This is a genomic window from Enterobacter sp. B79-1, from assembly GCF_057444735.1.
Genome location: NZ_JBYAZJ010000003.1, coordinates 73772 through 86921 on the forward strand (window position 1 = coordinate 73772; position 13150 = coordinate 86921).

General features: G+C 51.4%; 11 protein-coding genes and 1 pseudogene. 7 read left to right on the top strand and 5 right to left on the bottom strand.

Annotation, left to right across the window (positions count from 1 at the left end; all coding sequences use genetic code 11):
- Nucleotides 1–35 precede the first annotated feature (35 nt).
- Genes AC2T6E_RS10765 through AC2T6E_RS10785 form a run of 5 tightly spaced genes read left to right on the top strand, consistent with a single transcriptional unit; the run spans nt 36 to nt 5535 of the window.
- Nucleotides 36–2633 (top strand): outer membrane usher protein, encoded by a 2598-nt coding sequence (locus tag AC2T6E_RS10765; protein ID WP_148400056.1) that lies wholly within the window; start codon nt 36–38, stop codon nt 2631–2633.
- Between the two features lie 28 nt (nt 2634–2661).
- Nucleotides 2662–3237, top strand: a complete 576-nt coding sequence (locus AC2T6E_RS10770; RefSeq protein WP_486691647.1) for a fimbrial protein — start codon at nt 2662–2664, stop codon at nt 3235–3237.
- Between the two features lie 26 nt (nt 3238–3263).
- Nucleotides 3264–3827, top strand: coding sequence for a fimbrial protein (locus AC2T6E_RS10775; protein ID WP_148400054.1), 564 nt, complete (start codon nt 3264–3266; stop codon nt 3825–3827).
- A gap of 14 nt (nt 3828–3841) precedes the next feature.
- Entirely contained in the window at nt 3842–4450 is a 609-nt protein-coding gene (locus tag AC2T6E_RS10780; protein WP_148400053.1) for a fimbrial-like protein, read from the top strand.
- A gap of 11 nt (nt 4451–4461) precedes the next feature.
- Complete coding sequence (locus AC2T6E_RS10785; RefSeq protein ID WP_447854490.1) at nt 4462–5535, top strand: fimbrial protein StkG; 1074 nt, start codon at nt 4462–4464, stop codon at nt 5533–5535.
- 1 nt (nt 5536) lies between these two features.
- Here the strand turns inward: AC2T6E_RS10785 and AC2T6E_RS10790 are convergent, their stop codons facing one another.
- The 4 genes and pseudogenes from AC2T6E_RS10790 to AC2T6E_RS10805 form a co-directional block, all read right to left on the bottom strand.
- Nucleotides 5537–6781: a polysaccharide deacetylase family protein gene (locus AC2T6E_RS10790; RefSeq protein WP_486691650.1), complete on the bottom strand. Its 1245-nt coding sequence runs from the start codon at nt 6779–6781 to the stop codon at nt 5537–5539.
- A gap of 63 nt (nt 6782–6844) precedes the next feature.
- Nucleotides 6845–7285 (bottom strand): annotated as a pseudogene (locus tag AC2T6E_RS10795) (PTS sugar transporter subunit IIA).
- A gap of 105 nt (nt 7286–7390) precedes the next feature.
- Nucleotides 7391–8161, bottom strand: a complete 771-nt coding sequence (locus AC2T6E_RS10800; protein WP_023334536.1) for an ABC transporter permease — start codon at nt 8159–8161, stop codon at nt 7391–7393.
- Nucleotides 8158–9084 carry an ABC transporter ATP-binding protein gene (locus AC2T6E_RS10805; RefSeq protein ID WP_148400052.1) on the bottom strand — a complete coding sequence of 309 codons (927 nt, stop codon included), beginning with the start codon at nt 9082–9084 and terminating at the stop codon, nt 8158–8160. The genes AC2T6E_RS10800 and AC2T6E_RS10805 overlap by 4 nt, the downstream gene beginning before the upstream one ends.
- A gap of 107 nt (nt 9085–9191) precedes the next feature.
- Here AC2T6E_RS10805 and can point away from each other — a divergent pair, with 107 nt between their 5' ends.
- The gene (gene can, locus AC2T6E_RS10810) at nt 9192–9854 is read left to right on the top strand and encodes a carbonate dehydratase (RefSeq protein WP_010426907.1); all 663 of its coding nucleotides are present in this window, start codon (nt 9192–9194) and stop codon (nt 9852–9854) included.
- A gap of 61 nt (nt 9855–9915) precedes the next feature.
- On the opposite strand, the gene hpt is transcribed toward can, so the two are convergent.
- Complete coding sequence (gene hpt, locus AC2T6E_RS10815) at nt 9916–10452, bottom strand: hypoxanthine phosphoribosyltransferase (protein WP_010426909.1); 537 nt, start codon at nt 10450–10452, stop codon at nt 9916–9918.
- 208 nt (nt 10453–10660) lie between these two features.
- Here hpt and AC2T6E_RS10820 point away from each other — a divergent pair, with 208 nt between their 5' ends.
- Nucleotides 10661–13051: a glucose/quinate/shikimate family membrane-bound PQQ-dependent dehydrogenase gene (locus AC2T6E_RS10820; RefSeq protein ID WP_121425034.1), complete on the top strand. Its 2391-nt coding sequence runs from the start codon at nt 10661–10663 to the stop codon at nt 13049–13051.
- Nucleotides 13052–13150 lie beyond the last annotated feature (99 nt).

A 13150-nucleotide genomic window follows, 5' to 3' on the forward strand; every position in this document is an offset into this window, starting at 1 on the left:
GAGTATTCTCTCTGCACTGATTAAGTGGATGTGCCATGTTATTTAAACGTTCTCTTTTATGCCTTGCTATAAGCGCAACATTTCCTTTCTATGTTTGTGCAGAAAGCACTACGTCTGCAAATGACCAGCCTGAAAATGAAGAAGCAATTGAGTTTAACGATCAGTTTCTTTTAAGTGGCAGCACAAATATTGATATCAATCGTTTTGCACATGGCAACCCGGTCTTGCCGGGTACGTATCGCACAAAGATAAACCTGAACGGTAAACTCAAATCTACTGTCGAGGTTACGTTTAAAGATAACGGGACACCGCGTGCGACACCTTGCATAACAAAACTGCTGTTGGCACAAGCTGGCATCGACACCAGCGCGCTAACTGAAGAATCGGAAGATGATGCGACGTGCATCGATATTAAAAAAACCTTCCCCGGTGCAACGGTAAGCTATGACAGCGGTAAACAGGCTATGGATCTCAATTTCCCGCAGATCTATGTCCTGAAACGGCCGGCAGGTTATGTCGATCCTTCTCTTTGGGAAGATGGTATTCCTGCCGCCCTGCTCTCTTATGACATGAACGCGTGGCATAGCGAGAGCAACGGCAGCACATCGGAAAGCGCGTATATGGGTTTACGCTACGGGCTCAACATGGGTCCATGGCGCCTGCGTTCACGCGGAAACCTCAACTGGGACAAAGATAACGGCACAAAGTATTCCAGCCAGGATATCTATTTGCAGCGGGATGTTACCCCGCTCAGTGCTCAGTTCGTGATCGGAGATTCTTATACCCGTGGTGAAGCATTTGACTCGTTAAGTCTGCGCGGTACGCGTATGTACAGTGATGACCGTATGCTGCCGATGGGTTCAACAGGCTATGCGCCGGTGATCCGAGGCGTAGCAAACAGCAACGCAAAAGTCAGCGTAACGCAGAGCGGTAATAAGATTTATGAAACAACCGTACCGCCAGGCTCATTTGAGATAAATGACCTTAGCACGACAGGTTATGGTAATGATTTACTGGTAACCATTGAAGAAGCGGACGGTAGCAAGCGCTCCTTTACCGTTCCTTTCTCATCCGTCACCCAAATGCTCCGTCCAGGTGCTACTCGTTGGGATGTTGGATTAGGGGAATTAAATGATGATTCCCTGATTGATACGCCTAAAGTCGGTTATGGCACACTTTACTATGGCCTGAATAACACCTTTACGGGCTATATTGGCGCGCAGTATAGCGACATGGATTTTTACGCCGGTATTTTAGGCCTGGCCATGAATACTTGGATCGGTGCTTTTGCGCTTGATGCCACGCAATCCCATGCAGATATTGAGGGTCTTGATACGCTTAGCGGTCAAAGTTATCGCCTGACCTACAGTAAAATGATTGAGGCTACGGATACGTCCTTTAACGTTGCGGCCTACCGTTTCTCGACGGAAGATTACCTCAGTCTTAACGACGCGGCGCAGCTCCAGGACAGCATTAAGCGACAGAAATACTCGAACCGCAGCTATGATTCAAACGAAGCGCTGTATGCTGACTATCAGCGAACCAAAAATCAGGTGCAAATTAGTCTTAACCAGCCGCTAACCTCGGGAGAAAATAATTTTGGATCCCTGTATGTCAGCGGCACCTGGGAGGATTACTGGAACGCCACAGGATCGACCTCCAACTATAACATTGGCTATAACAATAGTTTCACCTATGGCAGTTACAGTCTGTCATTACAACGAACCTATGACCAGTATGGTAAAAAAGACGACAGCGTTTATTTAAGCATGAGCATTCCATTAAACGTGTTTTCACATAACAACGCGGGTACACGTTCAGGTGGCTTTAATAACATTAATATGGGTATACGTTCCGATCTTAAAGGTGGCACTAACTTTAACACCTCTGCGGGTGGAAACACTGAAGATAATAAAGTGAGTTACTCCGTCAGCGCCTCATCAAATAGCGGTAATTATGGCGACCTGAATCAGATAAGTGGTTATGGTTCACTTAATAGCGCCTACGGCCCTCTTGGACTATCGGCTTCATTCGGTGACGACAACAGCAAGCAATATTCCGCTTCCTATAACGGGGGAATGGTATTGCATTCAGGAGGCATTGCCTTTGCACCTGGCAGCATTGGCGACAGCGATGCGCTGGCGCTGGTAAAAGCCAGCGGCGCGAAAGGCGCGGGTATTGGCTTCGGCAGTAGTGAAATTGGTGATTCTGGTTATGGTATTTTGCCTTATATGTCAGCTTATCGTGAAAACAGGGTGTATCTGGATATCACCACGCTTGAAAATGACGTCGAAATAACAAATACCAGTGAAATTACCGTTCCTCGCAGCGGTTCCGTCGTGCTAGTTAACTTTGAAACGAACGAAGGTCGTTCACTTATTTTAGAACTCCAGCGCACGGATAAAGGATTTATTCCTCTGGGTGCCGATGTGTTAAACGAGAAGAATGAATCTGTCGGGACCGTCGGGCAGGCAGGGCAAGCCTATGTCCGAGGCGTCGAAGATCAGGGAGTTCTACACGTGGTCTGGGGAAATAGTAAGGACAGTAAATGTGACGTCCACTATCAGGTTTTACCAAATGCTCAAAAAGTAGGACTTACAACGGTACTTAATAACCAACAGTGCCAAATGTAATTATTCAGGAAAATAGATGAGAGTGAGTATGAAAAAAAATCTTTTTAGCCTGTCCATCGTTGCCACAACGATGCTGGCGTTATCAGGTTCAGCGCTTGCTGAAGGCACTAATTTGGATGTTAACTTCACCGCCAATATCCGCGAAACCACCTGTGATATGAAACTGGTTGGCGGTACAGGTTCAGATACACAGCAAACGCTGACCATTGGTAACAATGGCCAGGTGCGTATTGATGATGTCAAAGCCGGTACGGCAAATGCCAATTTCAAAATCGTGATAGTTGAATGTCCAGCATTCCTGACATCATTGAAGACAACGGTAAAAGGAACAGCATCGGGCATTTTACCAACCGGGCTTACTAACCAGATTACCGGACCCAATGGCGGTTCTGACTATGCTGCCGTTGAAATCGCCCGAGAGTCTACACCAACAGCGCCATTTACCATCAACTCAACCACAGATACTCAACGTCTGGTCTGGACTCCTACAGAAATCGAGAATAAGGAGGTTCCTTTGGTGGCCACATTACGTGAAACCAAAGCGAACAGCATGACAATTGGCGATTTTCAAGCCGTAGCAACCTTTGAATTCAGCTACGAGTGATTGGTGCAGGAAAACGGAGCAACCTTATGAAAATGAAATCAACTTTTATCGCCCTGTCCGTTTCTGCACTTCTGTTCTCTGGAATGGCAAGTGCAGAAATTACAGGCACCAGCAGTGTCGAATTAACAATTAAAACAAAAATAGTATCGGGTACGTGTACAGCAAAAGTGCTTAACGGTGCAGGTACAGCATCCACTGAAATTGCATTTGGCGACGTGTACAAATCCGAACTGGTGAATAAAACCCGCGTCGAGCCATTAAAAATTGCCTTTACAAACTGTTCTGGGGTAACGAAGGCGAAGGTTTCCGCGGCGAGTGGCGCAGGTGGGGGATGCTCAGGTCCTAAGATGGACGGAGATTCTTATTCCGCAGGGTTAGCGACGGGTTTCGAAATTTGGTCAGGGTCTGTCGATACTGGCGTAATGCTGAGCTGCAAAAGACCTCCGGCGGCACAGGAAGTCACCATTGCTGACGGTTCAGCGGAATTCCCGATGAACTCACGCATTGTGATTGCGAAAGACAGAACCATTGCCGACGTTGGCACAGGTGCCGTTACCGCGCCGGTAACCTTTACTGTTTCCTACCAATAACGCCAGGAACCATCATGCAACAATCACCGTTTACTTTACGCCAGCCCGGTCTTGTGTTGCTTATCGGTCTGGCTGGTAGCACTCTGCCTGGCGTAAGCCAGGCAGGTTCGGGTGTGGATATCAACCTGACAGCAAATATTGTTAATAACACTTGCCAGTTAAGCGTTGAAAATGGCGGTGAGATTTATCTGCCTACCGTTTTAAAAGACTGGTTTTATAACAATGATAAGAGCGATCGTTTATCGCCAACCGATGATGAAGCAGGAACGCCTTTTACGATTCACGTAGATAACTGCTACGCGAGCGGTGGCGAAAGTGCAAGTATTAACCAACTTAAATTTAGTTTTGCACCGCAGAATGGTTTCTGGAGTAATCAAAACCAGGTATTTAAAAACGATGCCACAGCCGGCGCGGCTGAAAATGTGGGTATCGTTATTTTTTCTAAAAAGTACAAAACTAACGTGTTGAAAAGTGATGGGACGTCCAACGTTATTTACGATGTCAGTGGAAGTAGCGGGAGCTATATAAAGGATTATGGATTTTACGCGCGTTACCAGAACGTTGGAACGATCACCAGCGGTGTGGTCATGAGTAGTGTTCTGGTTAATGTCAGTTACGAATAAAGGGATTTAACGTGAAAAAAAATCTTTTCATATTAACGACGATGCTGCTGGTTATTTCCGGCGCATCACATGCCGCATTAGAATGTAAATTCAACAGCAATGATACGCTGCTCATTATGTCTCCGGGTATACAGCCGGTCATTACTCCCCTACCTGTTGGCACGGTAACGACACCCGTGCAGATCAGCAACACCATCATTATGGAGACGACGCCGTCATTGTCATCAAGTTGTGAAGTAGGTAACGACGGTGAAAACGTTTATCAGATGACTAACAATGCCATGCTGGAAGGTGAGATTGACGGCAAAGCCACGTTTCGGACAAACGTCCCGGGGATTGTCTACACGCTGGCGTTTTACCCTGATGGCAACGGTGTAACGGCCTGGTTCCCCCCTAATGCAAACGAATTTTACCTCACTGGCAACGATCATGATAACGAAGATGCCGTAGATGGAAAAACCTGGCATGTTCGCATGGAGTTCTGGCAAACAAACGGATTTAACGGTATTCCTACTGACGAGAACTTTTTGACCGCGAGCAGCGGTCCTATCGGGCAAATCATTCTTGGCAAGCCGGATGGGACGACAACAGAAGATCACCCACGCCCTCTGGTAAATATGTCCCAGATGTCGTTTAGTATTCCGTTGAATCGACCAACCTGCGTATTACGCGCACCAGCGACAGTCGATCTGGGTGACTGGTATCCTGGAGAAATCGAAAACAATAATACCCCCAAAGTCGAGTTTCATATTTCGGGAACATGTGTAAATACCACACTGGTTGAGTACACTCTCTCATCCACCCATACAACCGCAGATAAAAAATATTTTACCAATGCCGTTGAGGGTAATAGTGGTGTCACTGCGGCAGGTGGTGTCGGCGTACAGATTTTCGATAATTATAGTGATAACTATCCAGTCCCTGCCGACAGTTCCAAACGCGTCATTGCTGCTGGAGCAATAGTTGGCGATCCCGTAAATATTGTAGACAGATCAATCTGGGCCAGGCTGGTCAGGATTGGCAGCGATCCGGTAACCGTCGGTGGTTTTGGCACCACCGTGACCTTTCAGGTTACCTACCAATAACCTACCCCTGCGGCTGATTGCTGATCAGCCGCGACATCGTCTCCAGCGAATCCGTTCTTAATATATACAGGCGCTTCAGCAAGAACGGGTTATCTCCCGGCTTCACCTTCCCTTTCACCGTTGTTACCGCCAGATGAAAACCGGCATCGTTCGCCGCCTTTATCGCTTTATTGTCGTAGCCGCCAAACGGATACGAAAGGTAAAGCACACGCGGGTTGAACTGCGCCAGCGCACGCCGCGAGCGTTCAAAATCAAACAGGATCACGTGATAGCTGCGGCTCAGTAAGATAGGGTGTTTATCCCCATCAACGCGATGCAGGAAGTGCGTGTGGGACTGAATATCGAACACATCCTGAATGCCCTTAATCTCATGAACGCTCATAAACTGCAGCGATTTCGGGTCCCACTTCTGCGCATGGCCTTTAATACGTGACGATATGATAAACGCCGTCGCGTTAAAGCCGTATTCTTTCAGAATGGGATACGCATAGCGGCTGACCGATTTCAGGCCATCATCAAAGGTGATCACCACCGCCTTCGCGGGCAGGTTCATCTTGTTACGCACGTACCCTTCCAGCTGGTACATCGTCAGGGTGGTATAGCCTTGATCGCGCAGCCAGGCCATCTGGTTGTTGAACGCGCGCACGCTGGTGGTCGTGGAGGTATGACGAAAACGCGTGTTCTCTTCATCACGCAAAATATGATGGTAAGTCAGGACCGGAAGGCCGTTATCTTCCTGTGCATCCAGACTACTGACCCACGCCAGACGGTTGCCGATGCGGATCTGGAACCAGATCTGGTTAAGGCGGTCTTTCAACTTACTGAGGATGGGATACCGGAGGTTGGGGCTCATGGTACCGAAGGGCGCGCTCCCGCTATTGGGGGCGTTATACACCGGCGTGTCTTTCCAGGTGATCAGGTTCTGATTGCTGAGCGGCTTGTTCAAATCGCCAAGGCTGTCCTCAACGCGCTGTTTGCCCTGCACCTCTTCAAGATGCCCTTTATCAATAAACCCCGTGCCAAAACCAAAACGAAATTCGTAATAGTCAGCAGATGTCGGCACCACGGCAAGAATTTGTCCGGCCCTGACGTTTCCCACGTTGATCACATTACTTCCCACCTGAGCCCAGATGGCTGCATCTTCGGTGGTTTGCATATAGCGGGCCGGAAGCCCTTGCTGGCTAATCAGACTGGCAGAAGTGCCGCCGGAAACCAGCAGCAGCAGGAAAATAACGCGCATTAACATGGGATATAAATCGATACGGGAAATCATTCGCCATTGTAACAAATGCGACATCAATACCAACGTTTAATGCTTATACAGATCGTGAAGCAGAACGAAAGGCGGGTTTTTCTGCTGCTGATGCCACAGGCTGCTGACGCCGGGAACGTGCATATTAACGAGGGTATTGCGAAATTCGGCGCTGCTCAGGCTCTCACGCAGCGGGTACATCGCTTCCAGCAGCGCATAGTTGATGCCGGAAATGACTTCGCAGTTTTCGTGCTTGTGGCTTAACAGGGCGGCGGAACGATAAGGCGCCGCGCCGGATTTATCGGTCAGAAAGATCACGCCATCGCCCGTGTCGGTTTCATGCAGCGCATCGCACATCATGCGGCTGAGCATATTGGTGCTTAACCCACGCTAGTAATTTACCGCCCGGCATTGTGCCAGCGGACCAAATTTAGCTTCAAGCTTATCCAGCATATCCTGCGCGTGTTCATCGTGGCAGGTGATAACCCATCCCAGCATGCGTCTCTCCTTAGCAGGCGAGTAGTTTAGCGTAGGGAAGGTTTGCTTACGGTGATAACTGTCAAAGAAAAATGCCCGGCAAACAGAATGTCGCCGGGCAGAAGGTTAGCTGCGCAGACCGCGTCCGCGCTGGATCAGATACCAGCACAGCAGGTAGAAGGCGATGATGAACACCACCAGCACCGCCACCGTGGTAAACAGCGGCACATCGGTAATGCCGAGGAAGCCAAAGCGGAAGCCGCTGATCATGTAGACAATCGGGTTCAGGTGCGACAGCGCCTGCCAGAATGGTGGCAGCAGCGTCAGGGAGTAGAACACCCCACCCAGATAGGTCAGCGGCGTCAGCACGAAGGTCGGGATCAGGCTGATGTCGTCGAACGTTTTGGCAAACACCGCGTTCAGCAGGCCCGCCAGCGAGAACAGGATCGCGGTCAGCAGGAGCGTCAGCGCGACAAACAGCCACGAGTGCACCTGGAACGGCACAAAGAACAGCGAAATGGCCGTCACCAGGATCCCCACGCACAGCCCGCGCGCCACGCCGCCGCCCACGTAGCCAGCAATAATGACGTGCGTTGGCACTGGTGCCACCAGCAGCTCTTCAATGTTGCGCTGGAACTTAGCGCTAAAGAATGAGGATGCCACGTTGGCATAGGCGTTGGTGATCACCGCCATCATGATCAGCCCCGGCACGATAAACTGCATATAGGTAAAGCCGTGCATCTCACCAATCCGGGAACCGATCAGGTTGCCGAAAATGATGAAATAGAGCGTCATGGTGATGACTGGCGGCACCAGGGTTTGCACCCAGATTCGCATAAAGCGGTTGATCTCTTTCGCCCAGATACTTTTCAGCGCGACCCAGTAAAGATGCGTCATGCCTTGTCTCCTTGTTTTTCATGCACCAGAGAGACAAACAGCTCTTCCAGTCGGTTCGCTTTGTTACGCATACTCAATACCTGAATGCCCTGCGCGCTCAACTGTGAGAAGACGCTGTTGATGCCCTGCTCGCGCAGCACTTCCACTTCCAGCGTCGAGGTATCCACCAGACGGTAGTTATACCCTTCGAGCTTCGGCAGCGCGCTTTTCGCCGCCAGATCGAGAATAAAGGTTTCGGATTTCAGCTTAGAGAGCAGATCCTTCATCGACGTGTTTTCCACCAGCTCACCGTGCTGAATAATGCCGATGTTGCGGCACAGCATCTCAGCTTCTTCGAGATAGTGGGTGGTCAGAATAATGGTGGTGCCTTTATCGTTCAGATCCTTCAGGAAGCCCCACATGGAACGGCGCAGTTCAATATCCACGCCCGCAGTCGGTTCATCGAGGATAAGCAGCTTTGGCTCGTGCATCAGTGCGCGGGCAATCATCAGGCGGCGCTTCATCCCGCCGGACAACATGCGCGCACGTTCGTTACGCTTTTCCCACAAATCGAGCTGTTTTAGGTACTTTTCGCTACGCTCAATCGCCTCTTTAAACTCAACGCCGTAATAACCCGCCTGCTGAACGACAATCTGCTGTACCGTCTCGAACGGGTTGAAGTTGAACTCCTGCGGCACCAGCCCCAGTTGGCGCTTGGCGTTGACCACATCTTTCTGCAGATCGTAGCCAAAGACGCTCACGCGACCTGAGGTTTTGTTCACCAGCGAACTGATAATGCCGATAGTGGTGGATTTCCCCGCCCCGTTCGGTCCAAGAAGCGCATAGAAATCCCCCGCCTCTACTTTGAGATCTATCCCGCGCAGCGCCTGAACGCCGCCCGGATAGGTTTTTTTAAGCTGCTCAAGCTCCAGTGCAATTGCCATGAATTAAACTTACCTTCAGTTCTTACACACCTTGTGTGGTTTCATTAAAAGTCGGGTTACCCTATAGTAGCGCAACGCAATTACCAGGTTACAGGCCGTTAACGTCCATGAATAACATAGATACACTCATCAGCAACAATGCACTATGGTCAAAGATGCTGGTTGAAGAAGACCCCGGATTTTTCGGGAAGCTGGCGCAAGCGCAAAACCCACGCTTTCTATGGATTGGATGTTCCGACAGCCGCGTCCCGGCAGAACGCCTGACCGGTCTCGAACCTGGCGAACTTTTTGTTCACCGCAACGTAGCCAACCTTGTTATTCATACCGATCTCAACTGCCTTTCTGTCGTTCAGTATGCCGTTGACGTGCTGGAAGTTGAGCACATCATTATTTGCGGCCACTACGGCTGCGGCGGCGTACAGGCGGCGGTTGAAAATACAGAGCTGGGGTTAATCGATAACTGGCTGCTGCACATCCGCGATATCTGGTTCAAACATAGCTCACTGTTGGGTGAAATGCCGCAGGAGCGTCGACTTGATACCCTTTGCGAGCTGAACGTGATGGAGCAGGTCTATAACCTGGGCCACTCAACGATTATGCAGTCCGCGTGGAAACGTGGGCAGAAGGTTTCCATCCACGGCTGGGCGTACGGCATTCACGATGGCCTGCTGCGCAATCTGGAAGTGACCGCCACCAACCGCGAAACGCTGGAGCAGCGTTACCGTTCGGGCATTGCCAACCTCAAGCTTAAGCATGTGAACCATAAATAACGCGGAGATTTTCTCCCTCTCCCCTGTGGGAGAGGGACGGGGTGAGGGCAACAAACCGCAATTACTCGTCCAGAATCACGACTTTTCCGACATACGGCAGATGGCGATAACGCTGCGCGTAGTCAATGCCGTAACCGACGACGAATTCGTCCGGAATCGAGAAGCCAACGAACTCCACCGGCACCTGTACTTCACGACGATCTGGCTTATCCAGCAGCGTACAAATCGCCAGCGATTTAGGCTGACGCAGGCTCAGGATCTCGCGCACTTTAGAGAGCGTGTTACCGGAGTCAATAATGTCCTCAACGATCAACACATCTTTGCCACGAATATCTTCATCCAGATCTTTCAGGATTTTCACATCACGGGTTGTGGACATGCCGCTGCCGTAGCTGGAGGCGGTCATAAAATCGACCTCATGGGACACCTGCACTTCACGGCACAGGTCTGCCATGAACATGAAAGAGCCACGTAAAAGACCGACCAGCACCATTTCGCTGCCGCTGTCCTTGTAATGTTCGGTGATTTGACGACCCAGTTCGGCGATACGCGCTTTGATCTCGGCTTCCGGGATCATCACTTCAACAGTATGTTTCATATTACTAACCATATGATTTTAATGAAAATCTCTCAATGCAGGTGAATCTATTTCCGGCATCGATACGCAAGCCCGCCATTATACCAGCAAATGGATAACCCTGGCGTATGAGTTACAAAAAGCAAATATTGTGATTCCGATCACACTTGTTAATACCTATAATTAGTTGCTAGCAAATTATTAACAAAAACTGACGAGTACACTTTCTATGGCTGAAACAAACTCTAAACAGCCGCGTCTACTGGTGACATTAACAGCCGCGTTCGCAGCCTTCTGCGCGCTGTATCTGTTAATCGGTGGCGTCTGGCTGGTCGCTTTAGGCGGCTCCTGGTACTACCCGATTGCGGGTCTGGTTATGGTTGCCGTAACCGTCCTGCTCTTGCGTAGAAAACAATCCGCACTGTGGCTGTATGCCGCACTCCTCCTTGCCACCATGATCTGGGGCGTCTGGGAAGTCGGGTTCGACTTCTGGGCACTGACGCCGCGCAGCGACATCCTGGTCTTCTTTGGTATCTGGCTGATCCTGCCGTTCGTCTGGCGTCGCCTGATTGTGCCTTCAAGCGGTGCTGTGGCGGGCCTGGTTGTTGCCCTGCTGATTACCGGCGGCATTCTGACCTGGGCCGGTTTTAATGACCCACAGGAGATCAACGGTACGCTGAACGCGGAATCCACACCTGCGGCTGCTATCTCGCAGGTCGCTGACGGTGACTGGCCTGCGTATGGTCGTAACCAGGAAGGTCAACGCTACTCTCCGCTGAAGCAGATCAACGCGGACAACGTGAAGAACCTGAAGGAAGCCTGGGTATTCCGTACCGGTGACCTGAAGATGCCGAACGATCCGGGTGAACTGACCAACGAAGTCACCCCGATCAAAGTGGGCAACATGCTCTACCTGTGTACGGCGCACCAGCGTCTGTTCGCGCTCGACGCGGCCACCGGTAAAGAGAAATGGCACTTCGATCCACAGCTGAACTCTAATCCTTCGTTCCAGCACGTTACCTGCCGTGGCGTCTCTTACCACGAAGCGCGTGCCGATAATGCCAGCCCGGAAGTCATCGCCGACTGCCCGCGTCGCATTATGCTGCCGGTGAACGATGGCCGTCTGTTCGCGATTAACGCCGAAACGGGCAAGCTGTGCGAAACCTTTGCCAACAAAGGTATCCTGAACCTGCAGACCAACATGCCGGACACCACGCCGGGTCTGTATGAGCCAACGTCACCACCAATCATCACCGATAAAACCATCGTGATTGCCGGTTCGGTAACGGATAACTTCTCTACGCGTGAAACCTCCGGCGTCATCCGCGGTTTTGACGTAAACACCGGTAAACTGCTGTGGGCCTTCGACCCGGGTGCGAAAGATCCCAACGCGATCCCGTCGGACGAGCACACCTTTACCTTTAACTCGCCAAACTCCTGGGCCCCGGCGGCGTATGACGCGAAGCTGGACCTGGTCTACCTGCCGATGGGCGTCACCACGCCAGATATCTGGGGCGGTAACCGCACGCCGGAGCAGGAACGTTACGCGAGCGCTATCGTGGCGCTGAACGCAACGACCGGTAAACTGGCGTGGAGCTATCAGACCGTTCACCACGATCTGTGGGATATGGATATGCCGTCCCAGCCGACGCTGGCAGACATTACCGTCGATGGTAAAACCGTTCCGGTGATTTACGCTCCGGCCAAGACGGGCAACATCTTCGTCCTGGATCGCAGCAACGGTAAGCTGGTTGTGCCTGCACCGGAAAAACCGGTTCCGCAGGGCGCCGCAAAAGGAGACTACGTCAGCAAAACCCAGCCGTTCTCTGACCTGAGCTTCCGTCCGAAGAAAGACCTCAGCGGTGCAGACATGTGGGGTGCCACCATGTTTGACCAGCTGGTGTGCCGCGTGATGTTCCATCAGCTGCGCTACGAAGGCATCTTCACGCCTCCGTCTGAGCAGGGCACGCTGGTCTTCCCAGGTAACCTGGGGATGTTCGAGTGGGGCGGGATCTCCGTCGACCCGAACCGTCAGGTGGCGATTGCCAACCCAATGGCGCTGCCGTTCGTTTCCCGTCTGATCCCGCGCGGTCCGGGCAACCCAATGGAGCAGCCGAAAGACGCGAAAGGCAGCGGTACCGAAGCCGGTATTCAGCCGCAGTACGGCGTACCGTTTGGCGTAACGCTGAACCCGTTCCTGTCTCCGTTTGGTCTGCCGTGTAAACAGCCTGCCTGGGGTTATATCTCCGGTCTGGATCTGAAAACCAACCAGATCGTATGGAAAAAACGTATTGGTACGCCACAGGACAGCATGCCGTTCCCAATGCCGGTTCCGGTGCCGTTCAATATGGGTATGCCGATGCTGGGTGGCCCAATTTCCACCGCCGGTAACGTGCTGTTCATCGCGGCAACTGCAGATAACTACCTGCGCGCGTACAACATGACCAACGGTGAGAAACTGTGGCAAGGTCGTCTGCCTGCCGGTGGACAGGCCACGCCGATGACCTATGAAGTGAATGGCAAGCAGTACGTTGTCATCTCTGCAGGTGGCCACGGTTCGTTTGGCACGAAGATGGGCGACTATATTGTCGCGTATGCGTTGCCGGACGAAAACAAGTAACTGAAAAAGCCGGGTGGCGGCTACGCCTTACCCGGCCTACGGAAAGATGCAAAACGGCAACCTCGGTTGCCGTTTTTGTGTTTGTTCCCTCTCCCCGTG